Genomic DNA, 22,446 nt, shown 5'->3' with positions numbered 1-22,446 from the left:
TTATAAGCGGCATTGTACCTGAGTTTAGGCCGCCTCGCTTGTTAGACAGGTTAGGTTATGGTTATTTATTGATCGTCTGTGGAAAAAGGTGTGGATTGCGTTGATAAGCGAAGATCGTCGAAGAGGATCCACTAGATATAGATCTGATCATGGATAAGCTGTGAATAAGTTTCGTGAAACTATCCAACTCTGATGATCAACAGATATAAAAAAACCGGCCCGCAGGCCGGTTTATTCGCATGGATAGCGCTATAGAGCGTCACCCATGGCGTGTTTCAATTTCTTCATCGCATTTTTTTCAAGCTGGCGAATCCGCTCAGCCGACACTTGGTAATGATCCGCCAAGTCTTGCAACGTGGCCTTGTCATCATCCAACCAACGTGCGCGAACAATGTGTTGGCTTCGCTCATCCAATGCAGCCAGTGCATGGGCAAGACGACGGTTCGCGTGCGATTCCCAGTTTTCCGCCTCTAGCGAGGCCGCAACGTCAGAGCTCTTGTCTTCTAAATAGTAGACTGGAGCCATGGCGGCGCCATCACGCTCATCATCGGCGTTTGCTGGGGCTTCGAAGGTCGCATCTTGCGCGGCGAGACGTGCTTCCATCTCGCGGACTTCTGCTGCATCAACACCAAGTTGCTCCGCCACCATGTTCACTTCATCGTTGTTAAACCACCCCAAGCGCTTTTTGTTTTTGCGAAGGTTAAAGAACAGCTTACGCTGTGCTTTGGTGGTTGCCACTTTAACGATACGCCAGTTACGCAGCACGTACTCGTGAATTTCGGCTTTGATCCAGTGCACCGCAAAGGAGACAAGGCGAACGCCGACTTCTGGGTTAAAACGTTTGACCGCTTTCATCAAGCCGATGTTACCCTCTTGCACTAAATCTGCCATGGGTAAGCCGTATCCGGTGTATCCACGGGCGATATGAACAACAAAACGCAAGTGTGAGAGGATCAGCGATTTCGCTGCCTCAAGATCACCATGGTAATGGAGACGCTCGGCCAACGCATGCTCCTCTTCGGCAGTGAGCATGGGGTGGCTATTCACCGCCTGCAGGTAACTGTCTAAGTTATCCTGTGCGATGGGGGCCAGTGCGTACATCTCTTTTGTCATTCAAACCTCGTTTCCGAATCGTCGAAGACCGAATTGCTGATTAAGCATGCAAAAATATACCCAAGCGGGGTAAAACTGCAAGCCCTGTTGTGTGTCTCGTGCTCTATGACCGCAATAAGTCTACACAGGTTCAATTTCTTTTAGATGACGACGTGTCGCCAACACCGCGGCCAACACCCCTAATAAGGTGGACACCATCAACAATAGCAAAGATTCATCCCAACCAAGTCCGGTGAGCGTAAAGCGATTGTCATAAAGCTGTGCCAATTGACTAACCGCCGCATCCATTAAAAACGTATTTAATGCGGTAATCACCCATGCCAACACCGCTGCCAATCCGCCTAACCAAGCGCCCATGTAGAGATAGGGACGCAAAATAAAGCTGTCGGTTGCCCCCACCATCTTCATCACTTGAATACGGGATTGATGATGGAGCACCTGTAACCTCAGGGTATTGCCGACCACTAGCAGCACCGCTGCCAGCATCAGCCCCGAGAACAACCAAGCCAAGGTGATAGCAATGTGCTTGATCGCTTCCAGTCTGGCTAGCCAATCGCTGTCGAGACGTACCTCTTCGACACCATCCAATGCAGTGAGCTTCGCCGATAACCCTTGCGCCACTTGGCTGAGCGCAACCTGTGTTCCGCTGTCAGAGGCAGACACATCGACGCGCGGCACGACCACTAACACCGCCGGAAGTGGGTTGTTGTCGAGCAAGCTAACGGCCTGTTCAAAGCCACGTTGGACACGCAAAGTATCGAGCCCTTGTGAAGGCGAAATATAGGTCACACTGGCCACATCAGACCAACCGCGAATATCGCTAGCAAGGGCTTGCGATTGTGCCTCGGTCTGCGCTTTATCAAGATAGACACTCAACTCCGCTGGGTTGTGCCATTGGTCGGTCACTGCCAAGACGTTTTTAGCCAGTAAGTAGAAAGTGACTGGCAAAGACAGGGCAACGGCCAGTACCGTCAGAGTGAGCAAATTCCCAACCGGACGTTGAAAGAGATCTTGCCATGCCGCGCGTGCGTGTCGGCGCTGGGTTTGTACAAAGCCTTCAGCCATGACGTACCTCCGCCAAGCTGCCTTGATTGAGTTCAAAACGACGCAAATGGCGATATTGTTCAAGCAAGGATGTATCATGGGTGGCCATTAGAATGGTAACGCCCACTTGGTTGAACAAGCGAAAGAGCTCCATGATTTGCGCCGATAATGCAGCATCCAAATTACCGGTTGGCTCATCGGCCAGCAGCACTTGGGGACGATTCACCACCGCACGGGCAATTCCAACACGTTGCTGTTCACCCCCTGACAACTGAATAGGATAACAACGCGCTTTATCCAGTAAGCCGACTTTATCCAGCGCCGCCGAAACCCGCTTTTTTATCTCGTTGTCTGACTGTTGCTCAATACGCAAAGGGAGCGCGACGTTTTCATACACAGTCGCGTCCATCAATAGCTTGTGATCTTGAAAGATGATCCCTAAATGACGGCGCAAAAAGGGAACATCTTGACGAGGGATCCGAGAAATATCATGACCATTGAAAAAAATCTGCCCATCACTGGGCCGCTCAATGGCACAAATCAGCTTCAGCAAGGTGCTCTTTCCCGCGCCAGAGTGGCCGGTAAGCAGCGCCATATCACCCTTAGGCAAGTCGAAATTCACTTTTTGCAGTGCTTGGCGGCCGCCCCGATAGGCTTTGCTGACCTGCTGAAACTGGATCACGGTTACTCCTCCCGGCTAAATAAGGCCTCGATAAAGTCATTGGCATTGAAGGTGCGAAGATCCTCAATGCCTTCGCCTACCCCAATATAGCGGATGGGAATATTAAATTGTTCAGCCACGGCAAAAATGACGCCACCTTTGGCGGTCCCGTCCAATTTTGTGAGGGTAATACCGGTTAGCGGCGCAATGTCATTAAACAGTTTCGCTTGGCTGATCGCGTTTTGTCCGGTGCCAGCATCAAGGGTCAGCATCACTTCATGCGGCGCGCCAACATCCAGTTTTTGCATTACACGCACAATTTTACGCAGCTCTTCCATCAAGTTGGCTTTGTTTTGCAAGCGTCCCGCGGTGTCGGCAATTACCACATCCACATTACGGGCTTTCGCCGCCTCAATCGCATCATAAAGCACAGAGGCACTGTCAGCGCCGGTGTGCTGGGCAATCACAGGTACGTGATTACGCTCGCCCCAAGCCTGAAGTTGCTCGACAGCGGCGGCTCGGAAGGTGTCACCAGCAGCTAGCATCACCGATTTGCCTTGGTCTTGGAATTGACGCGCCATCTTGCCGATAGTGGTGGTTTTGCCCACCCCGTTCACGCCGACCATTAAAATCACATAGGGCTTTTGATCGCTAATCACCAGCGGCTGTTCGACTTTTTCCAGCATCTGCGCCATTTCTTGTTTGAGAATGCCATACAGGGCTTCCCCATCTTTCAGATCGCGACGGCTAGCTTTATCGGTCAGGTTATCAATGATTTTGGTGGTTGCTTCCATGCCCACATCGGCAATCAGCAACTGTTCTTCAAGCTCTTCGAACAGTTCATCATCGATCTTTTTGCCACTAAATAGGCCAAAGAACCCAGACCCTAAGTTGGTCTTGGTTTTTTGTAAGCCACGTTTTAGGCGGGCAAAAAAGCCTTCGCGCTGCGGTCTTTCCCGCTCGCGAACCGCAGCAGATTGTGAGTCTGGCTCTGGCTCTGGCTCTGGCTCTGGCTCTGGCTCTGGCTCTGGCTCTGGCTCTGGCTCTGGCTCTGGCTCTGGCTCTGGCTCTGGCTCTGGCTCTGGCTCTGGCTCTGGCTCTGGCTCTGGCTCTGGCTCTGGCTCTGGCTCTGGCTCTGGCTCTGGCTCTGGCTCTGGCTCTGGCTCTGGCTCTGGCTCTGGCTCTGGCTCTGGCTCTGGCTCTGGCTCTGGCTCTGGCTCTGGCTCTGGCTCTGGCTCTGGCTCTGGCTCTGGCTCTGGCTCTGGCTCTGGCTCTGGCTCTGGCTCTGGCTCTGGCTCTGGCTCTGGCTCTGGCTCTGGCTCTGGCTCTGGCTCTGGCTCTGGCTCTGGCTCTGGCTCTGGCTCTGGCTCTGGCTCTGGCTCTGGCTCTGGCTCTGGCTCTGGCTCTGGCTCTGGCTCTGGCTCTGGCTCTGGCTCTGGCTCTGGCTCTGGCTCTGGCTCTGGCTCTGGCTCTGGCTCTGGCTCTGGCTCTGGCTCTGGCTCTGGCACGGTATGCGTGTCGCTTTCTACCTCAGGCGCAAGGCTTTCTTGTTCATTTTGTGATGCAGCCTGATCATTGAGGCTATCAACCGATGTGGCTGACTCCACCGCGTCTTCCGCCACGTCTGACGGCTGAGTATGCGATTCTTGTTCTGGTTCTGGCTGTTCTTTTTTGCGGCCGAAACCCAGCCACGACATTAATCCACGTTTCTTTTTTTCTGCCATTGGCAAATCCTAAAGCATGCTTGGTACAATCAGCGGCACATTACCGAATCGGCATAGTCTATCACCTTCTTTACGGTCAAAAAATCTATGGTTAAACGCGCCTCCCGGAAACCTTCATCTGCTTCGCCATCACGTGCGGCAGGTACTGTAAGAATTATTGCTGGCCGCTGGCGTGGTCGTAAGTTGGCAGTACAGGATGCGCAAGGCCTGCGCCCCACCACAGACAGAGTCAAAGAAACGGTGTTTAACTGGTTAGCCCCCTATCTACCTGGTGCCCGCTGCTTGGATGTTTTTGCCGGTAGCGGCGGGTTGGGGTTTGAAGCTCTCTCACGCGGTGCTGCATGGGTCACATTTTGCGAAATGAATCCTCAAGCGGCCAAACAGCTGAGCACCAACCTCACCCAGTTACAGGCAGCACAGGCGAATGTGGTACAAGGCGACGCCGTAGCCAAATTGCGCGCAGGCCATCAGGGTGAACCGTTTGATATTGTCTTTGTTGATCCTCCCTTTCGAGAAGGATTACTGGCAGACACCCTGAATGCGCTAGAATCGCAAGGTTGGCTGTCACCCGATGCCTGTATTTATGTCGAAGCCGAGAATGAACTCAGCACACACGATGCACCGGCGAATTGGCGGTTGCACCGAGATAAATCCGCGGGCCAAGTCAATTATCGACTGTATTTTAGAGAGGATGCATGAAAGCACTGATTATTCTGGCTAAAGCCGCCATCGCCTTTGTCTGGTTGGTATTGATTGCCAATATGTTTCACCCCTTCCCGGGCGTGGCCGCGATGGCGCTGTATATTATGACTGGCTTTTTATTGGTGATGCATGGATTGCAGATGCTGATCTTCTTAGGCGCGTTTGGCGATAAAATTGCGATGACGCGTTGGGAGAAGTGGTCCATTTTGATTTTTGGTATTTTCGCGCTGCTCGATATTCGTCGAAAATATATGGTCTGAGCTAGTCATCACGGTTGTGTTGGCATTGCCAGCACAACTCAAAACTGCCCGCATTATCCTCACCACAATGACCGCACACCCAGCGCGTCTGACTTTGTGCTTCGTACTCTTGGAGTAACACGCGCGCTTGATGGATATGCTCTGGTGCCACCCAAAGCGTGACACCTTGTACGTCGGTCGGCAGCTCACCGACTGCAGCGCTTAAAGCCTCACCTTTTAGCAAACACGGGATATTATGGCTCGCCAGCAACCCCTTCAGGCTGTGTGCTTCAAGTGTATTACTGGCTTGATAGACCTTTTCCATCCCGTCGCCTCACGATGCGTAAATCACTGACGCGGTGATCAGGGCTTGAGCCATAAAGTAGGTCGTCATCACCACTGCCTGAGAAGCACGAAATTCACCTTTAAAGCGTGAAAACGCCAACACCGTATCTGAGATCATAAACAAAATGGCCCCGCCAAATGCCAATGCTGCAGGCGTCGAGTGGGTATTGAGCCAATACTCGCCGGCCGCCCAAGCCATTTGTACGATCACGGCAATATAAACAGCCACTGGCAACGCTAACTTACCGAGACTGGGCAGCAATAACAAAAAGACAATGATCCCGAGCCCGGATAGCAAGGACGGCAACCACCACACAATATGGCCATCAAACTGATACCAGAACGCGACGGTATAGACGATATGGGCAAACAAAAAGCTGGTGAGCCCCTGCACAAACCGATCTTTGGGCAGCATTAAGAAGATGTCACCGACCAGCGAAAGCAGCAGTGCCGAGAGCACGAGCTGAGCGTAAGTCGACTCGGTAATCTGGGTACTGCCAATCAGTACCAGCAGCACTATAGTGAGCGGCTTAAACAGATAAAACTGCCAGCGAGGGCCACGGTAGGCTGCGGAGATATGTAGCAGTCCAGAACAACAGACAGCGAACCAGCTCCACATGATTATCATTCCTTTCACGACAAGGACGCCAAGTCTATGCCGCGTTGGGCAGATGTCCAGCTACCCTTGGTGAGAACAAGATCCAGTTAGAAAAAATGATGGTAAGAGAAGGCAACGCCATTCGCCTTTGGTGTTAGCCACTCCACTGAGGCCATACTTGTGCATAAAACCAAAGCGCGCCGGCGGTAAAGAGAAAAATAAGACCGGCTGCCAGCCGCCAAATCAAACGATGACTGCGCGGGACCAGCTCCGCTTCACACGCTTTGCACACGGACACGAATTGGCGTAAGTCGTCCACTTCAAAGCCTTCTTCATGTACCACTTTGTTACGGATCGTCGCCACAAAACGCAGCTTGCCGATCACATCATTGGGCAAACGTTTTTGGCAGCTATCGATAAGCTGATGCAAGCCTTTTCCATCCGCGTGGTAATGCTGACGCAGCAGGCTTTCTAAACGCCGACTGTGTTTGATCACCACTGCTACTTCATCCATGGTTTCTCCCTTCGCTGGTCACTAACCAGTTTATACAGTATGGCGGTTTTTGTGTCGATTGGATGGCGGGTCTATCACGATTGCGATCTTGACCAACAGATTAACCCTGCACGTCTAACCGCTTGGCCGCCCATCAAGGAACCAGCCAAGCAGTGCCTCGGTGGCGCTGCAGCCACGCCGTGACTAAGGCGGCGCCACTGAAGGCATACAAAGTGAGCACTGGGATCCACCACCACGCTGGCGATAACGTGGGCCAATAAGCACGTATTGGCCACAAAAATAGCGGATGGAGAAGGTAAATGCCCAAGCTATAACGACTCAGTTTCGCGAGCCATGCCGGGCTTGCCCGCCCCGCCATCAACGCACGCATAGCCAGAAACACTGCGGCGCTGATTAAAACGGTATTCACCGTGGTGTATGACAGCCAACCTTGGGTGATATAGCGTTGATGGGCAAGGCTGGTCGCTAAAACCTGATACATGGTTGCACCCAGTGCCGCCACGCCCAAGCCCCACCACAACACCCGAGCACGCGGGTACTGGTGCAACCAAAAACCTAGCCATAAATAGCCACCATACAAGATGAAGTCGTTACGCCACCAGCCTTGTCCTCCGGCTAAATACCAAGCTGTCACGCCAATCCACAGTAAGCCGACCAGTGCGACGGCGACAGATGGCAAACGGGCTAATACCGGCCGTAACACCGGCACCCACAGCAGCAAGGGAATGTAGTAATAGAAAAAGCCCAAGTGGTAATAGGTTTCATTCCATGGCGCCGCTTGTAGGGTCGAGAGCGTGGTCGCCAGTGAAAAGCCTTGCGCTGAAAGCCCCGCAATCACCGCAAACACGCCAGACCACACCGCAAAAGGCACCACGACTTTCATCACCCGCCGACGCAAAAAGTGTGACCAGTTAAAGGGTTTACTCGCAGACAATAGCAGCAAGCCCGAGATCATGATAAACACCGGTACCGCCCAGCGGCTGGCGGTATTGAGTCCTACCGCCACCAGCCAATCACTGTCTGGAATTTGACCCAGTTCCATACGATAGGGGCCCAATACATGAATCGCCACCACAAACAAGGCGGCGAGCACACGTAATCCATCGAGATAGTCGATATGCCCTTGGGAAGAATCATCCTGCATTTGTTAACACCTTTTTACGCTTTAGGCTGTCAGACGCTCCCAACATATTACGCGAACTTACGGTGAGATAACCGACAAATGCGCAAAGATACAGTCAAATATGTCAGTTTTTATCCATAAAACCAGTACACGGATCGGGTTATTAAGTTAAAAATTAGTGTTTAATCTTGCAATATAGTTAAAAAAACAATTAACATCCGGCCTCCTTTTCCCAGAGACGGGAAAATGCAGTTCAACCAAGGAGACGATGACATGCACTCAAGTACCACTGAGCAACAAGGTGGGCCGCACAAGCGCACGCTGTTTACGCGCTTTCTCGATACCGTCGAATGGCTCGGCAACTTGCTTCCTCACCCAGTGACACTGTTCGCAATCTTCTGTGTCGCGATTCTACTCGCGTCCGGTATTGCCGGTTACTTTGATCTTGCCGTCGCCGACCCTCGCCCTGAGGGCGCGAAAGGACGTGCCGCTGATGGCATGATTTATGTGCAAAGCCTACTAAACGCCGAAGGCTTGCAAATGATAGTCACCAACTTGGTGAAAAACTTTACAGGCTTTGCCCCACTCGGCACCGTGCTGGTCGCCATGCTGGGTGTATCGGTCGCAGAGCATTCGGGGCTATTGTCGGCCTCGATGCGCGGGCTGGTAATGGGGGCATCGCGCCGTACCGTGACCTTTACCATCGTGTTTGCCGGTATCGTATCGAATACCGCTGCGGAGCTAGGTTATGTCGTTCTGATCCCACTTGCCGCAATGATCTTCCACTCATTAGGTCGTCATCCATTGGCTGGCCTTGCCGCCGCGTTTGCAGGCGTATCCGGCGGTTACTCGGCGAATTTATTGTTAGGCACGGTCGACCCTTTGCTGTCTGGGATCACCGAGTCGGCAGCACAAATGATTGACCCAGACTACAGTGTCGGCCCAGAGATGAACTGGTACTTTATGTTCGTTTCTACCTTCTTCATTGCTATTGTTGGTGCGTGGATCACCGATAAGATTGTAGAGCCTAAGCTCGGTCAGTATGACCACAGCCAAGCCTCGGAAGATGTCACTGCTGCCTCTGCCAGCAAACTGAGTGAGGACGAGAAGCGCGGTCTTCGTAATGCCGGCATTTCGATGTTGATTGTCAGCGGTATCTTGGCGCTGACCATCGTCCCAGAGTGGGGACCACTTCGTCACCCAGAAACCGGTGAAGTGGCAGGGTCGCCGTTTTTGAAAGGGATTGTTGCCTTTATCATGGTGTTCTTTGCCGTCCCAGGTATCGTGTTTGGTCGCACCGTCGGCACCATCAATAACGATCGCGACGTGATTGATTCAATGTCTAAGTCGATGAGCGCTATGGGCATGTACATCGTATTGGTGTTTTTCGCCGCCCAATTTGTCGCCTTCTTTAAGTGGACCCATTTCGGCCAAGTGATTGCGGTCGGCGGCGCTGACTTTTTACAGACCATCGGTTTAACCGGGCCAGCATTATTCTTTGCCTTCATCTTGATGTGTGGCCTGATTAACCTCTCGCTCGGCTCGGCGTCCGCGCAATGGGCTATCACCGCACCGATTTTTGTGCCTATGTTGATGCTGGTGGGGTATGCCCCAGAAACCATTCAGGCGGCGTATCGGATTGGCGACTCCGTCACCAACATTATTACGCCGATGATGAGCTACTTTGGCCTGATTCTGGCGGTCGCCTCCCGTTATGTGAAAAATCTCGGTATGGGCACCTTGATTGCGACCATGCTGCCCTACTCGATGATCTTTATGGTGGGATGGAGCATCTTGTTCTACGTCTGGGTCTTTGTGCTAGGTTTGCCTGTCGGCCCCGGCGCAGAAACGTATTACAACTTCAATCAGTAATTCCCCCAGTAGGATGATTTCGGCAAGCATGCAGTCATGCTTGCCTTTTTCTTTTCATTATCCCGTCATTTTCATCCCTACCCGAAGGCGGTTATAGTAGCTTTATCACAGCGATGGTAAGCAATGACAATGACAACCCCAGCTCATGCCGATAAACCGGCGGCCTTTGACCCTGACGCAATGGCGCGGGAAGCCCAATTTACCGATGCCTTTAAAGACGCCATTACCCCCTTTTGGCAACAGCGCGAACAAGGCACATTTCATGGCGAAGGCGGCCTGAGACTGCATTGGTGCAGTTTTACTCACCCCAAGCACACCAAAGCGGTGGTGGTGATTAATGGCCGGATTGAAAGCGTGATGAAATACCAAGAGATCTTCTACGATCTCTTTCAGATGGGCTATGACGTCTACAGCTTTGACCACCGCGGCCAAGGCTTGTCTCAACGCTTGGTCTTAAAACCACGCGATCTGGGCCATGTCGAACGCTTTGATGATTATGTCGCGGATGTGGCGACCTTCATGCAACAAGTCCGCGCCCACCGTCATTATGATGATTGGTTTATGCTCGGCCATTCAATGGGCGGGGCAATTGCCACCTTATACGCCCACCAGTATCCGGGGGCTGTGCAGGCTATCGCGCTGACGGCCCCCATGTTTGGTGTGCAAGTGAGCCCTTGGCTTGGACGTATCGCACCTTGGTTATGTCGCTCCTTAGCGCGCTATCAACATCCTCCACGCTTTGGACCCGGGCAAGTCGGCTATCGCCACGTACCCTTTGAGCAAAATCGTCTCACGCATTCTCGTGCCCGTTATGCGTGGTTTCGCCAGCTTTATATCAACCAGCCACAGCTACAAATCGGTGGGCCCAGCGCGCGTTGGATAGCGGAAGGATTAGCCGCGGGGACGCGCTGTCTGGCCCTTGCTCCCTCGCTGACCACCCCGACGTTTATCTGCCAAGCGGGCGAAGAATTGATCGTTTCTAATCCAGCGATGTCACAATTTCACGCCGTGCGTAAACAAGCCGGTCAATCCAGCCAATGGCGAACGTTCGACGGTGCTCGGCATGAAATTTTATTCGAAACGGATAATCACAGAGTCACAGCACTGCGTGAGATTGATGCCTTTTTCTCGCGCTATGTTGGCGAGTAAAAGCGGAAAAAAGACAGTGATACTGTTCCCTTTTTAACCCCAATAAGTTGCAGTAGACTCAGAGCATACTGTGATTATGATCGCCTGAACCAATGAGGACATGATGTACAAACTCGTCGCTTCTGATTTGGACGGTACCTTGCTAACCCCCGAGCACCGTATCGCCCCCTATACTAAGCAGGTGCTGCAACAACTCCACCAGCAAGGCATTCACTTTGTGTTCGCCACCGGACGTCATCATGTTGATGTGGCAAGCATTCGTGAAACCGTGGGGATCCCTGCTTACATGATCACCTCTAACGGTGCCCGTGTACACGACAGCAATGACCAACTGGTGTATCAGCACAACGTTGATCCCGCGATCGTCGCAAGCCTGATTAACGAGGTGAAGCACGACCCAACCGTCACCATTCACCTATATCGCGATAATGATTGGCTGTTGAGCAAAATGGATGAAGAGCTCGCGCGTTATCACCAAGACTCTGGCTTTAACGCCAAAGAGTTTGATGTGGAGAATCCACCGGTCGATAACATCGCGAAGATTTTCTTTATTCGTCATGATCACGACCACTTACTCAAATATGAGCATCAGTTTTTGTCGCAATACGGCGATAGCATCAGTATCGCTTTCTCGACTCCCTTCTGCTTGGAAGTGATGGGCAATGGGGTGTCCAAAGGAGCCGCACTCGAGGAAGTCGCGCGTCGTCATCAGCTCAATCTGGCCGACTGTATCGCGTTTGGCGATGGCATGAACGATGTCGAGATGCTGCGCGCCGCCGGTCGCGGCTTGGTGATGGCTACCGCACAAGCGCGCGTCAAAGCCACCTTGTCGGACAACGCAATTATTGGCAGCCACGCCGATGAGGCAGTTGCACGCTACTTAAACGCGCATCTGCTCGCACCACAATCCTAAGCGGTTGGCTCACACTGTGAGCCAAGGATGTCATCTGACGATGCACGACTCCCCCGCCATCGTCAGAATGGCCTGCCATTGCGCTGCGGTAACCGGCATCACACTCAGCCGGTTACCTTTTTTCACCAACGGCATCTCAGCCAGCGCAGGGTTTTGCTTCATCTGCGCCAGCGTAATCAACGGTAAATGACGCTGATACGCCACATCCACCATAAACCAACGCGGGGCTTCTGGGGTAGCTTTAGGGTCAAAGTAGCCACTGTCTGGCTCAAATTGGGTATGGTCGGGATAACACTCGCGAGTCACGGTCGCCACACCAGCCACTCCAACATGCTTACAAGAGGAATGGTAAATCAACACCTGATCGCCTACCTTAACCTCATCACGCAACATATTACGCGCTTGATAATTGCGCACCCCTTCCCAGCATGAAACCTTTTGCTGCTTTAAGGTGTCTATCGAAAACGTATCTGGCTCTGTTTTAAATAACCAATAACCCATGTTGGCTCACTCTCACTCGATACAGTTGTCGGCAATCTTGCCCGTCAGTGTGTGTCGGTGCAAGTCTGGCACGAGCCCATTATTCACAAGGAGTGTCGTGTGCAACGTCCCCATCGCTTACTGGTGATCGCCACCGCTAGCCTACTCACGTTAGTCGGCTGTACCTCATCGAAAGGCCCTATTGAACTGGGGCATCGCAGTGACACGCTAGACTCAGGGCTCAGCCATACACCGACCCCGTTTATGCTCAGTGGTATGGTCTCTGTCAGCCCTGAAACGGCCAGCTTCACACCCTGTGGCAGTCAAAAGCAATACTGGCTGAACTTAAGCCATGAGCAACGCACGGCACTCGATCAACTGGGTGGGCCTGTGTATGGTGAATTTGAAGGCTTCTTTACCCCAGTGGAAAGCCGCGGTTTTAGCGCGGACTACCCTGCGTCAGTCACCATGACGCGTATCAATCTAGTCACTACCGAACTCAATAGCTGCGCGCAACCCCGCCACGCCGTCTTGGCGGACGGACAATCACCACGCATGTGGTCCGCCGCCGTTGGCGAACATAATATGGCGTGGGAAAGCGACGGAGATAGCCAAGAGATACCGCTGACAGGAAAGCAGATGGATGACAGCACCGCCCATTTCCGTGCGCGCAATGCCGCATTAACGCTAACCGCAACTGGCTGCCAGCAAAGTGATACCACCTTGTACGGTTGGCGCGCGACCCTGAAAACGTCCCAACGCACCTACCAAGGCTGTGCTCTGATGCCCTCGTATGATCACTCGCAGCATTGGGCGGGCGAATATCAAGGGCAAAGTCAAAGTCCCGGTCAGCCGGTTTTAACCACACAGCTTACCTTGCTGCCTGATCATAGCGCCATCACCACCTACCACCCGCAAGGGGAAACGGTGACTAAAGAAACCGGGGTTTGGCAGCCGGTCGGGGACAATCAAGTCCAAGTGCTCACTACCCGCAGTGGTGAGCAAATGGTAGTGTCTGAGCGCATATATACACGCAACGGGTTTACCCTCACCGCCTCCGAGGAAACCTTTAATGGCAACACCTATTCACTGGGTCATGACGGGTTAACGCTAAGGCTCAAAGTCGGGGATGCCGTGAACGTATCGAACCAAACCGGCGTTAAAGGCAGCGCCGAGAAAAACCCACGCGTTGAACAAGCACTCAGAGACTACCTTCGCGATAACGGTCAAGCCGGCCCACTCACTTATCGCTGGCTTACCCACGACCTTAATCAAGACGGGCAACCTGAGCTATTGGTCTTAACCGACAGCTGTGGCAGTGGCGGCTGCACCTTATTGGTGTTTAAGGGCGAGGCGCAAGGCTGGCAGTTTAATAGCCGCATGACACTGGTGCATGTGCCCCTTTTATTAGCTCGCAGCCAAAGCCAGGGTTGGCATGATTTGGTCGTGCCGGTCGGTGGTGGCGGTGCGCCTGCCGGCCACCATGTGATGCGATTTGATGGGCAGCGTTATCCACTCAACCCGAGCACCGCGCCTCGCGCGCCCAAACCGGATGGCTCAGACACCGCATTATTTGCCGATGGCATCTATGCCACCCAGCAAGGCGTGGTATTGGGAGAAGAATGACGCAGACGCGCGCGCCCGTGCCACGCGGGCTCGCATTCCTTGTCGGACTTGCGCACAATAGCAACCTGACACCTTGAGGAGAGTCTGATGGCCCGTTCGCCCTGCCGCCAGTGCGGTTTTACCTATCACTGTATCTGTCACTGCTATTGGCCGCTAGAAAGCCAATTGCAATGCGTGCTGGTGATGCACGAAAACGAAGCGGCGCGCCAATCCAACACCGGCAAACTGGTTAAAGCGGCGCTACCCCACACTCAGATAGAGATTTGGCAACGCAAACAACCACCGCAAGCCTTGCTCGACAGCTGGGCGCGCGGTGATGTATCACCTTGGTTGTTGTTTCCCAGTGATGATGCCGTCCCCGCCGATAGACTATTTGCTGACGCGGTTCGGTCTATCTCTTGCGCGGATAGGTCAGTTTCTCGCGCGCCGTTACAGTTTGTGGTGCTGGATGCAACCTGGCAGCAGGCGCGAAAAATGCTCAATAAAAGCCCGTGGCTCCATCGTCTGCCGCGGGTCAGTTTGCCGTCGACTGCCGCCTCGCAATATACGCTTAGGCGCAACCAGCCACCGGGACACCTGTGTACCAGTGAAGCGGTGAGTGCATTACTACGAAGCCAAGGCGACGTGAACGCCGCCACGCAGCTGGACCATTTTCTTGTCCACTTTATGGAGAGCTACGAGGCCGATCGCCACCATCACACTACACCGCTCCCTGCCCCCAAGGTGCTGACGCCAAACACGTGAACAAAAAAACGCCGAGCACAGCGCGCTGCCATGCTCGGCGTTTACGTCGTTTATGGGCTACAGCTTAAAGCGGCTGATCTCTTGCTCGAGGCTATGAGAAAGCTCGGATAACGTCGCGGCTTGACGCGCGGCTTCATCCGCTTCGGTCGATAGCTCATTGGACACATCGCGAATGCCCTCTGAGTTACGGGTGATCTCCGCGGTGACGCTCGATTGCTCTTCCGCTGCCGAGGCAATTTGGGTAGCCATATCGCTAATTTGGCTCACCGCCGCGACAATCTGGCTCAAGCTTTCGTTCGCCGCGCTAGCATCTTCTACACTGGCATGAGCACGCTGCTGGCTGTCTTGCATCATGGTCACCGCGCGACCGGTTGCCTGTTGCAAGGTATCAATCATCTGCTGAATCTCGGTGGTTGAGGCATGGGTGCGCTGGCTCAGAATCCGTACCTCATCGGCCACTACCGCAAAGCCACGGCCATGTTCACCGGCGCGTGCTGCTTCAATCGCGGCATTCAACGCCAGCAGATTAGTTTGCTCGGCCACTTCTTGGATGGTCGACAAGATGCTAGTAATGCTGTGCGCATGCTGGTCGAGCTCACCAATCACACCGGTCGCCGCTTCCACTTCACGGGCAAGCTCGGTGATCGAGTGCTTACTTTGCTCCACTTGCTGGCCGCCATCGTTGGCGACGCTTTCGGTCTCCTGGGCGGTGCGGGCGGTGTTATCGGCATTGCCGGCAATATCTTGGGTCGCCGAGGCCATTTCATGGATAGCAGTCGCCACCATATTGATTTCATCTTGCTGATGACCAATCCGGGTAGAGCGCTCTTCCGCTTGCGCCGCGGTTAGCTCGGCTTGTTGCTTGAGCGAGCCAGACAGCTGGCGCAAATGCGACACCATGGCGTGCATGTTGCCGACAAAGCGGTTGAAGTTATTGGCGAGCTTACCAATTTCATCATTGCTGTGTGGCTCAAGGCGCTGGGTTAAGTCCCCTTCACCGGAGGCTATTTCTTCTAGCGCAGCGGATACATTGAGCAAGTCACGGAACAACACGTGCATCAACCACGTCACGGCACCGGCCACCAACAAAGTGATCACCGCCGCGGTTAACACCAGATTGAACAAGGTATCACGCTGGCTGGCGTATTCGGTGCGCTTATCCAGCTCAATCGCCAGTACCCAATCAGTGTTAGGAACCGAGGCAAAATAAAACAGTTTATCAACCCCATCGACAGGCAGTTCCACCAGCGATTGCTGTGCCAACGCCTGACGCACGCGGTTTTCATTCAGCTCAGGAGACAGGCTACGATACGGCTTTAGCAAGCGCGCTTTGTCTTTGTGGGCGAGGAAGGTGCCATCGGCGCCTAACAGCATCGCGTTCGCATTTTTGCCCACTTTTAGTTGGGTCACGTCACGGATCAGCTGGTCAATCAACACATCTGCGCCCACCACACCGATCAATTCGCCATTGCGACGTACTGGCTCGGCCAAGGTCACCAGCATCGCACCGGTAATCGCATCACTGTAGGCGGTGGTAATAATCGGGCTACCTGCACTCACGGCTTGCTTGTACCACGGACGGACGCGAGGGTCATAATCATCGCGGTTGCGTTCTGGGCGCGAGCGATACATGGCGCCTTGAGGCGTACCATAATAGATATCGTCAAACCCACCGGCCTCACGCGCTTGCTGTAAATAGCTCACACGATGGCTACTGCTGGTGTAATCGGTAAAGGCACTGGTGATATCAGCACGGATTTGCACCCAACCGCTGATCGATTCAGTCGCCGCATCGGCGATACCACTGACGCGGCTATAGATGCTCGACTGGGTTTGGGCTTGAATTTGGCTTACAGCAAGCCAGGTGAGAAAGGCGGCCATCAGCAATACAGCAGATAAGCATGCCCCAATTAATTTTTGTTTTAGTGATAACTGCATGGGAACGGCTCTCAAAGCAACGACAGGTTAATTCCAAACTCCCCGATAACCGAGGTAGCAATAGTGAACAGCCGTCACCCCGTCCCTAGGGTACCGCGAGCCCATCCTGCGCGTCGCGGGTTCACAGCGCCGGATAATTTTTATCCGACATGGCAAGCGCGCGCTAATGTAACAGCGCGCAACAAAGATTGCCATTTTTTAGACAAAAAACAGTCAACTAGAGAATATTTAGAACAAAGATCACATAAACCAACCATAGCTTATGATATGCGGTTTGTTGCAAACAACACAAAAGCAAGTAAACACCTCTGTAAGTTTCCGTAGTGAAACCTACTCTTAACCTTCTATTTTTTCATAATCATACTGGTCTTTAATGAAGTCATTAAAATAAGTGCCATGACTCGATGCATTAATAAAAGCGTTCCCAATATACTCAGGGACATCATAGTATCGGTAGCCACCACCATATTTAAAACGCACATCCAACATGTGCGAGATCTCTGAGTAGCCAATATTAGAAATGGCCGAAGACGATACTCGATGTTGCTCAAACATAGGATATGGCGTCAAGCCATTAACAGTATCGATAATTCGTTGAGCGATAACGGGCGCACTGCGGTTATTAAGATACGCTGCTTCTAGGCCATGCCCAGTAGGATCAGATAGTAGATTCGCATATACCGAATATTGAACACCCTCGAAGGAACTGCGCCGTATGCTAAACGTACTGCCAACATAATCAAGTCATTCGCATTAGTGAACGTTTTGGCAATTTCTGGCACCTGCTGCCCATAATAGCCCCCAACACTATAAGTTGGATTAGCGATACCATATAACCGAGCATAGGGTAATCCGACAGTGCAGCTTGATTGGGATAAACATAGGAGTAGGACACACTCGTACAAACCGCATTCCCATAGAAGTTACCTTGTGAATGAGTAACTAATACTGTTCTAGCACACTTTCCAACTTGGCTCTCCACGACCCTTTCAGCCGCAGTGTAGTCATACTCTTGCATTAATGAATCAACTTTTTCAATGACGGTACTGTAGAACCAAGCTAGCATCTCGGCAGCATCTTCCAAAACCGAAACATCCTTACCACTAACAAGTCGATTCAAGAATCTCCCGTAGCCGGCTTCATATTGCTCATCGGTCATTTTATGAAAAGCGACCTCAGCTATTTGCAACAAAAGTGTCTCCGAGTAGTTATAGGAATATTCGACGCCCGATGCCTTTTCAAAAGTATAAAGATATTTGTCTTGGAATCGATTTAAAGCATTCACGTTTTGCTTAGCCGCTTCTGAAGAAGTAAACATTCCGTTGATGTAGACAAGTTGAAGTTTATCAACGTTAACTTCACACTGAGCCGCACTCGTACTAGCATAAAATAGTGACATCAAACCAAGAATAGTCGCGAGCTTTTTCATTTAACCGCCTCCTCTGCCATTGTCCCTACACACGGTTGATCAATCGTCAAAATCGCATCAAGATCGTGCTCCATCTGCTCGAAAATACGCTCTTTTCCATTTCGGTAGGTTAACGCTCTGTACAAGGTATCGGTATGCAGCTCTAGTGGCGTCATTTCAATAACACCTGTTTTCAGCAACTCCTCAGCACACTCTTCCAACACCAAAATTTCGTTGTACTTTTTAGTCGCATCCTCAACTGACAGCTGGATGGATTTATCAAACGCAATTTCATTGATATCGGTATACTCAAGACCGAGGTTAATGGCCAGCTGAACAATTTGGGGGTTTTGATACGCCTCTGTTACAGCCACTTCGTAACTATCACGAACTCCATTGTTATCTTTATCCACTCCCACAATTGCCTCAGGGGATTTAGGGTCTAAATCTGGGTCTGGGCCTGGATTTGGATTTGGATTTGGTTCTGAGTCTAAATAATCGAGTAAACGCCAAGCACTAGAATTAGAAGGATACTCTCCTTGAACCCACCATTTAGCTAGGTAAATATCTCCTTCAAAGTTCACGACTGAACCACCTGAATAGGGTCTTTCATGCTTATAGTTGTCAATCGTATCTGCATTGATGTGAATCCAACCATCCCAAGAGATATCATTTACTACTGGCTCAGTTCCTTGTGTCCAATGAGAAGATACAAATGACTCTCCATGGTGCGTGACTAGGTCACCCGAATTGTAAACAGTATCTTTATTCCATGGCTCCATCGCATGTGCTACCAGTGGGATACTTAAACTAACCGCTATTAAAATAACGTTTTTATTCATGCTTCATCCTTAAATACTATGTCAGCGCATACTTTATAGGGTGAGTAGAGATTTTATGTGAAAACCTTTCTTGTTCATTAAATGTAAAAACAAAACACCTGAAGTTATTTAGCATTACGCTAGATTCAATCTTTAAAATAAAGAAAGCCTCTCTTCAAGTTTAGTGTGTAGTGATGATTTAGACGGGTCGCGCCATATGAATAAAATTTAACTACATAAAAACATATTTTCTATCAACATAAACGGGGATGTGTTATGGATTTCATCGAGATACTAAAGGGTTGCATGCAAATTTCACTGCACATACAGTAAACTTGGAATATGTTTGCGATTTTTCCATCGACATTATTATTAATTACATAACAAGCATTATCTAACTCGCACCTTTTTGTATTAATCTAATTTTTAAACAGACACGTCTTGCGTTTATTTCGCTGTTTTTCAAAAAATATCATCGACACATAGCTAATGGCTGCGATATATGCAGTGTCGCTCATAGAAGTACTGAATGTATTTTTTAAGCTTTTCTCGAAAAATAGAACACACGACTTTTTCAGGAAAACTTTATTGTCACAGCACATTTACACATGCTGCCCGGCTACCCAGCCGGAGCTCCAAGCCCATTGGAAGTTATAGCCGCCGAGCCAGCCGGTGACATCAAGCACTTCACCGATAAAATACAGGCCGGGAATATCTCGCGCTTCAAGAGTTTTAGAGGAAATTGCGTGGGTATCCACCCCACCAAGCGTCACTTCTGCGGTGCGGTAACCTTCAGTGCCATTTGGGGCAATGGACCACTGGTGAACGTAGTGATGAAGTTGATCGAGCTGCTTGTCATCGAGCTGCTTGAGCGGTTTATCCGGCAAGCTATCGCGCGCAATCAAGACCTCGACCAAGCGTTTGGGGAATAGGCGAGACAGTGAGGTTTTTAAGGTTTGGTTGGGGTGCTTATCACGCATGGCTACCAGCACGTCTTTTAGCGACTCACTGGGGAGTAAATCGATAGTGACCGCTTCGCCCGGTTGCCAAAACGAGGAGGTTTGCAACACCGCCGGTCCCGATAAGCCGCGGTGGGTAAAGAGCAGGTTCTCGCTAAAGCAAACGCCAGACTCGGTGGTGATCGAACATGGCACCGACACCCCGGAAATATCGGCAAAGCGCGTTTTGTCCTCTTGGTGCAAGGTATACGGCACCAAGGCGGCGCGAGTGGGCAGCACTTTTAGACCAAATTGCTCAGCAAGCTGGTAACCAAAAGGGGTGGCGCCAAGCTTGGGCATCGAAAGGCCGCCCGTGGCGACCACTAACGACTGGCAGCGTACCGGTTCGCCATTGAGTTTAAGGCGAAAGCCGGCTTCTTCTTGCTCGATATCATGCACTTCACAGCGATAGCGTTGACTGATGGTGGCTTGGTCGCATTCGGCCAAGAGCAGGTTAACGATATCTTTAGCGCTGTCATCACAAAATAGCTGGCCGTGGTCACGCTCGTGATAGGCCACACCATGGGTGGCCACCAATCCAATAAAGTCCCATTGGGTGTATTGCGCCAATGCGGATTTGACGAAGTGCGGATTCTCACACAAGAAGTTATTGGCGGTGACGTCATAGTTGGTGAAATTGCAGCGCCCGCCGCCCGAGATCAGGATCTTGCGGCCCGGTTTTTTGGCATGGTCCACCACCAAAACACGGCGGCCACGTTGGCCAGCTTGTGCCGCACACATCAATCCTGCCGCACCGGCGCCAATCACAATTACATCATACTCAGTCACACGCTTACCTGTTTATTCTCTGCTCACCCTGTGGGAGCGGCATTGTAGCAGCCCGCACGTGAGCGGCAAGCGTGTTTTAACGCGCCTGCACCTCAGGCGGTGCCATCATGGCACCTGCGTGTTGCTCAATCATACGAGGGTCCATATGCAACGTACGGGTTGGGAAGGCAATATCCGCACCGTGCTGATGAATAATACCAATCACTTGCAGTAGTACGTCCTGCTTCACGCGGTGATAACGTTGCCAGTTCACCGTTTTGGTGAAGGTGTAAATAAAGAAATCGAGCGAGTGTGGGCCAAAGCTGTTGAAGTTCACAATCAAGGTTTGTCGCGTTTCAATGTCTGGGTGGGCTTCAAGCATGGCATACACATCATCAATCACCGCGCTGATTTTATCGGCGTCTTGGTAACGTAGCCCGATGGTTTCATAGATGCGGCGGTTGAGCATCCGCGAGGGGTTCTCGACCACCACGTTACTGAATACCGAATTGGGCACGTATAAAGGGCGCAAATCAAAGGTGCGCACCACCGTCATACGAATACCAATTTTCTCCACTGTGCCCTCAATGTTGCGATCGGGGGAGCGTACCCAGTCGCCCACTTTAAATGGGCGATCAAAGTAAATCATTACCCCACCAAAAAAGTTCGACAACAAGTCCTTGGCGGCAAAACCAACAATTAACCCCCCGACCCCACCAACGGTCAGTAGGCCGGAAACACTGACCCCGAGGCTTTGCAGCAGGGAAATAATCCCCACGCACACAAACAGCGCACGCAGCACATTACCCATGGTGTTGATGGTGGTGTGATCACGATTGCCAGTTTCAATCATGACTTCTTCACCACTGTTGACCAAGCGCAGCAAAATCCAAATGACCACCCACACCACCACCAAGTCTTGCACCAAGGTGAGCCAACTGAGCGAGACATCGCCAGCGGTATTGTCAATGATAATTTCAATGGAGTGCGAGGCAGGCCATAGCCAAATCAGCGTACTTAGCGGTGTATCGATAGCCGGCCAAATAATATCGTCCCAGCGGGTAATGGTCTTTTCCGCCAGCGCTTTAAGTCGCCCCACCAGTACATGCCAAATCGCCCACGCGATAGCACTAAAACCAGTTAAAGTGACCACATCGGAAATCCATTCCCACGCGGCGGCTTGATGTAGGGTCTGCCACCAGTCAATTAGGCTTTGCATGCTTTCCTCAACAGACGGTTTTTCTCAGAATGTTGTCAGCCTAACAAAAAAAATGCTGACCTGAGTCAGCATTTTGTTGGATATGAGAGCGTTCGCTTACCAGCCCGCAAAAGCGACAAGAAAAAAGGTCGCGAGCAAGGCACCGGACAATGCCACATTGAGCATAAACAGGTGACGAACTTTGTTGCACTTACCCACAAACAGCTCGTCATGATGGTGCAAGTACTCTTGGCTACGAATGTACTGGTACAGGCGCTTTTGACGAGAAATATCGCCTTGGGGTGAGAGTGAGAAAAAGTTGTTATCTCCACGACAAATTTGCTGATAAAGCAATGGATTGGCGTCGCGTAACATCACAACCAGTGCGCGTAGTGAAGACAAGTAGCGCGCAAAATTAACCAATGTGACGGTAAACACTGCCACAATTAGGATATCACCGTTCATATA

22 protein-coding genes and 1 pseudogene are annotated in these 22,446 nt (G+C 51.6%); 7 read left to right on the top strand and 16 right to left on the bottom strand.

All coding sequences use genetic code 11. From position 1 onward, the window contains the following. Positions 1-249 precede the first annotated feature (249 nt). From rpoH to ftsY, 4 genes and pseudogenes are all read right to left on the bottom strand, one after another. Positions 250-1,113 (bottom strand): RNA polymerase sigma factor RpoH, encoded by an 864-nt coding sequence (rpoH, locus tag N7E60_RS00465; RefSeq protein ID WP_069589047.1) that lies wholly within the window; start codon positions 1,111-1,113, stop codon positions 250-252. Positions 1,114-1,233: 120 nt separating this feature from the next. Further along, complete coding sequence (ftsX, locus tag N7E60_RS00460; RefSeq protein WP_408642330.1) at positions 1,234-2,256, bottom strand: permease-like cell division protein FtsX; 1,023 nt, start codon at positions 2,254-2,256, stop codon at positions 1,234-1,236. After that, positions 2,171-2,839 (bottom strand): cell division ATP-binding protein FtsE, encoded by a 669-nt coding sequence (gene ftsE / locus N7E60_RS00455; protein WP_069589049.1) that lies wholly within the window; start codon positions 2,837-2,839, stop codon positions 2,171-2,173. Before ftsE ends, ftsX begins: the two co-directional genes overlap by 86 nt. A gap of 2 nt (positions 2,840-2,841) precedes the next feature. Next, positions 2,842-3,864 (bottom strand): annotated as a pseudogene (gene ftsY / locus N7E60_RS00450) (signal recognition particle-docking protein FtsY); the annotation flags it as partial. Positions 3,865-4,629: 765 nt separating this feature from the next. Between ftsY and rsmD the strand changes: the two are divergent. Together rsmD and N7E60_RS00440 are read left to right on the top strand one after the other, a co-directional pair. Further along, entirely contained in the window at positions 4,630-5,241 is a 612-nt protein-coding gene (gene rsmD / locus N7E60_RS00445) for a 16S rRNA (guanine(966)-N(2))-methyltransferase RsmD (RefSeq protein ID WP_167313809.1), read from the top strand. Beyond that, positions 5,238-5,504, top strand: a complete 267-nt coding sequence (locus tag N7E60_RS00440; protein ID WP_069590257.1) for a DUF1145 domain-containing protein — start codon at positions 5,238-5,240, stop codon at positions 5,502-5,504. Before rsmD ends, N7E60_RS00440 begins: the two co-directional genes overlap by 4 nt. A gap of 1 nt (position 5,505) precedes the next feature. On the opposite strand, the gene N7E60_RS00435 is transcribed toward N7E60_RS00440, so the two are convergent. The 4 genes from N7E60_RS00435 to N7E60_RS00420 form a co-directional block, all read right to left on the bottom strand. Next, positions 5,506-5,808: a putative signal transducing protein gene (locus N7E60_RS00435; protein ID WP_269597841.1), complete on the bottom strand. Its 303-nt coding sequence runs from the start codon at positions 5,806-5,808 to the stop codon at positions 5,506-5,508. 9 nt (positions 5,809-5,817) lie between these two features. Continuing rightward, entirely contained in the window at positions 5,818-6,447 is a 630-nt protein-coding gene (locus N7E60_RS00430; protein ID WP_077454998.1) for a lysoplasmalogenase, read from the bottom strand. Positions 6,448-6,580: 133 nt separating this feature from the next. After that, positions 6,581-6,940: a DUF4145 domain-containing protein gene (locus N7E60_RS00425; RefSeq protein ID WP_069590252.1), complete on the bottom strand. Its 360-nt coding sequence runs from the start codon at positions 6,938-6,940 to the stop codon at positions 6,581-6,583. 133 nt (positions 6,941-7,073) lie between these two features. After that, the gene (locus N7E60_RS00420) at positions 7,074-8,084 is read right to left on the bottom strand and encodes an acyltransferase (protein ID WP_269597839.1); all 1,011 of its coding nucleotides are present in this window, start codon (positions 8,082-8,084) and stop codon (positions 7,074-7,076) included. A gap of 252 nt (positions 8,085-8,336) precedes the next feature. Here N7E60_RS00420 and N7E60_RS00415 point away from each other — a divergent pair, with 252 nt between their 5' ends. The 3 genes from N7E60_RS00415 (at position 8,337) to N7E60_RS00405 (ending at position 11,997) form a co-directional block, all read left to right on the top strand. Beyond that, positions 8,337-9,935 carry an AbgT family transporter gene (locus tag N7E60_RS00415; protein WP_269597838.1) on the top strand — a complete coding sequence of 533 codons (1,599 nt, stop codon included), beginning with the start codon at positions 8,337-8,339 and terminating at the stop codon, positions 9,933-9,935. Between the two features lie 129 nt (positions 9,936-10,064). Next, positions 10,065-11,084 (top strand): alpha/beta fold hydrolase, encoded by a 1,020-nt coding sequence (locus tag N7E60_RS00410; RefSeq protein WP_157891153.1) that lies wholly within the window; start codon positions 10,065-10,067, stop codon positions 11,082-11,084. A 103-nt stretch (positions 11,085-11,187) separates the two neighbouring features. Further along, complete coding sequence (locus N7E60_RS00405; RefSeq protein ID WP_269598524.1) at positions 11,188-11,997, top strand: Cof-type HAD-IIB family hydrolase; 810 nt, start codon at positions 11,188-11,190, stop codon at positions 11,995-11,997. 30 nt (positions 11,998-12,027) lie between these two features. Here the strand turns inward: N7E60_RS00405 and N7E60_RS00400 are convergent, their stop codons facing one another. After that, a complete protein-coding gene (locus N7E60_RS00400; protein ID WP_269597837.1) occupies positions 12,028-12,498 on the bottom strand; it encodes an EVE domain-containing protein in 471 nt (156 codons plus the stop codon). 99 nt (positions 12,499-12,597) lie between these two features. Between N7E60_RS00400 and N7E60_RS00395 the strand changes: the two genes are divergently transcribed. Together N7E60_RS00395 and N7E60_RS00390 are read left to right on the top strand one after the other, a co-directional pair. Further along, positions 12,598-14,103: a hypothetical protein gene (locus N7E60_RS00395; RefSeq protein WP_269597835.1), complete on the top strand. Its 1,506-nt coding sequence runs from the start codon at positions 12,598-12,600 to the stop codon at positions 14,101-14,103. An 87-nt stretch (positions 14,104-14,190) separates the two neighbouring features. Beyond that, entirely contained in the window at positions 14,191-14,847 is a 657-nt protein-coding gene (locus N7E60_RS00390; protein ID WP_269597834.1) for a tRNA-uridine aminocarboxypropyltransferase, read from the top strand. Between the two features lie 57 nt (positions 14,848-14,904). On the opposite strand, the gene N7E60_RS00385 is transcribed toward N7E60_RS00390, so the two are convergent. The 7 genes from N7E60_RS00385 to N7E60_RS00355 all read right to left on the bottom strand — a co-directional run bounded on the left by N7E60_RS00385 (position 14,905) and on the right by N7E60_RS00355 (position 22,443). After that, positions 14,905-16,785, bottom strand: a complete 1,881-nt coding sequence (locus N7E60_RS00385; RefSeq protein WP_269597833.1) for a methyl-accepting chemotaxis protein — start codon at positions 16,783-16,785, stop codon at positions 14,905-14,907. A gap of 336 nt (positions 16,786-17,121) precedes the next feature. Next, positions 17,122-17,274, bottom strand: a complete 153-nt coding sequence (locus tag N7E60_RS00380) for a KTSC domain-containing protein (RefSeq protein ID WP_269597832.1) — start codon at positions 17,272-17,274, stop codon at positions 17,122-17,124. 250 nt (positions 17,275-17,524) lie between these two features. Next, positions 17,525-18,214 carry a hypothetical protein gene (locus N7E60_RS00375; RefSeq protein WP_269597831.1) on the bottom strand — a complete coding sequence of 230 codons (690 nt, stop codon included), beginning with the start codon at positions 18,212-18,214 and terminating at the stop codon, positions 17,525-17,527. Beyond that, positions 18,211-19,035, bottom strand: a complete 825-nt coding sequence (locus N7E60_RS00370) for a carbohydrate-binding protein (protein WP_269597830.1) — start codon at positions 19,033-19,035, stop codon at positions 18,211-18,213. The genes N7E60_RS00375 and N7E60_RS00370 overlap by 4 nt, the downstream gene beginning before the upstream one ends. Before the next feature lie 581 nt (positions 19,036-19,616). Next, positions 19,617-20,753, bottom strand: a complete 1,137-nt coding sequence (locus N7E60_RS00365; RefSeq protein WP_269598523.1) for a BaiN/RdsA family NAD(P)/FAD-dependent oxidoreductase — start codon at positions 20,751-20,753, stop codon at positions 19,617-19,619. A gap of 124 nt (positions 20,754-20,877) precedes the next feature. Then, the gene (locus N7E60_RS00360; protein WP_269597828.1) at positions 20,878-21,999 is read right to left on the bottom strand and encodes a mechanosensitive ion channel family protein; all 1,122 of its coding nucleotides are present in this window, start codon (positions 21,997-21,999) and stop codon (positions 20,878-20,880) included. 96 nt (positions 22,000-22,095) lie between these two features. Beyond that, positions 22,096-22,443 (bottom strand): hypothetical protein, encoded by a 348-nt coding sequence (locus tag N7E60_RS00355; RefSeq protein ID WP_069590232.1) that lies wholly within the window; start codon positions 22,441-22,443, stop codon positions 22,096-22,098. Positions 22,444-22,446: the final 3 nt, after the last annotated feature.

Source organism: Salinivibrio proteolyticus, assembly GCF_027286365.1.
GTDB classification, from domain to species: domain Bacteria; phylum Pseudomonadota; class Gammaproteobacteria; order Enterobacterales; family Vibrionaceae; genus Salinivibrio; species Salinivibrio proteolyticus.
The sequence above is the reverse complement of the archived record's forward strand: the minus strand, read 5'-3'. Positions and strand labels throughout refer to the sequence as shown.

Coding starts and splice junctions, on each gene's coding strand:
- rpoH (WP_069589047.1), bottom strand. CDS start 1,113: ATGACAAAAGAGATGTACGCACTGGCCCCCATCGCACAGGATAACTTA.
- ftsX (WP_408642330.1), bottom strand. CDS start 2,256: ATGATACATCCTTGCTTGAACAATATCGCCATTTGCGTCGTTTTGAAC.
- rsmD (WP_167313809.1), top strand. CDS start 4,630: ATGGTTAAACGCGCCTCCCGGAAACCTTCATCTGCTTCGCCATCACGT.
- N7E60_RS00440 (WP_069590257.1), top strand. CDS start 5,238: ATGAAAGCACTGATTATTCTGGCTAAAGCCGCCATCGCCTTTGTCTGG.
- N7E60_RS00435 (WP_269597841.1), bottom strand. CDS start 5,808: ATGGAAAAGGTCTATCAAGCCAGTAATACACTTGAAGCACACAGCCTG.
- N7E60_RS00430 (WP_077454998.1), bottom strand. CDS start 6,447: ATGTGGAGCTGGTTCGCTGTCTGTTGTTCTGGACTGCTACATATCTCC.
- N7E60_RS00425 (WP_069590252.1), bottom strand. CDS start 6,940: ATGGATGAAGTAGCAGTGGTGATCAAACACAGTCGGCGTTTAGAAAGC.
- N7E60_RS00420 (WP_269597839.1), bottom strand. CDS start 8,084: ATGCAGGATGATTCTTCCCAAGGGCATATCGACTATCTCGATGGATTA.
- N7E60_RS00415 (WP_269597838.1), top strand. CDS start 8,337: ATGCACTCAAGTACCACTGAGCAACAAGGTGGGCCGCACAAGCGCACG.
- N7E60_RS00410 (WP_157891153.1), top strand. CDS start 10,065: ATGACAACCCCAGCTCATGCCGATAAACCGGCGGCCTTTGACCCTGAC.
- N7E60_RS00405 (WP_269598524.1), top strand. CDS start 11,188: ATGTACAAACTCGTCGCTTCTGATTTGGACGGTACCTTGCTAACCCCC.
- N7E60_RS00400 (WP_269597837.1), bottom strand. CDS start 12,498: ATGGGTTATTGGTTATTTAAAACAGAGCCAGATACGTTTTCGATAGAC.
- N7E60_RS00390 (WP_269597834.1), top strand. CDS start 14,191: ATGGCCCGTTCGCCCTGCCGCCAGTGCGGTTTTACCTATCACTGTATC.
- N7E60_RS00385 (WP_269597833.1), bottom strand. CDS start 16,785: ATGCAGTTATCACTAAAACAAAAATTAATTGGGGCATGCTTATCTGCT.
- N7E60_RS00380 (WP_269597832.1), bottom strand. CDS start 17,274: ATGTTGGATGTGCGTTTTAAATATGGTGGTGGCTACCGATACTATGAT.
- N7E60_RS00375 (WP_269597831.1), bottom strand. CDS start 18,214: ATGAAAAAGCTCGCGACTATTCTTGGTTTGATGTCACTATTTTATGCT.
- N7E60_RS00370 (WP_269597830.1), bottom strand. CDS start 19,035: ATGAATAAAAACGTTATTTTAATAGCGGTTAGTTTAAGTATCCCACTG.
- N7E60_RS00365 (WP_269598523.1), bottom strand. CDS start 20,753: ATGTGTGCGGCACAAGCTGGCCAACGTGGCCGCCGTGTTTTGGTGGTG.
- N7E60_RS00360 (WP_269597828.1), bottom strand. CDS start 21,999: ATGCAAAGCCTAATTGACTGGTGGCAGACCCTACATCAAGCCGCCGCG.
- N7E60_RS00355 (WP_069590232.1), bottom strand. CDS start 22,443: ATGAACGGTGATATCCTAATTGTGGCAGTGTTTACCGTCACATTGGTT.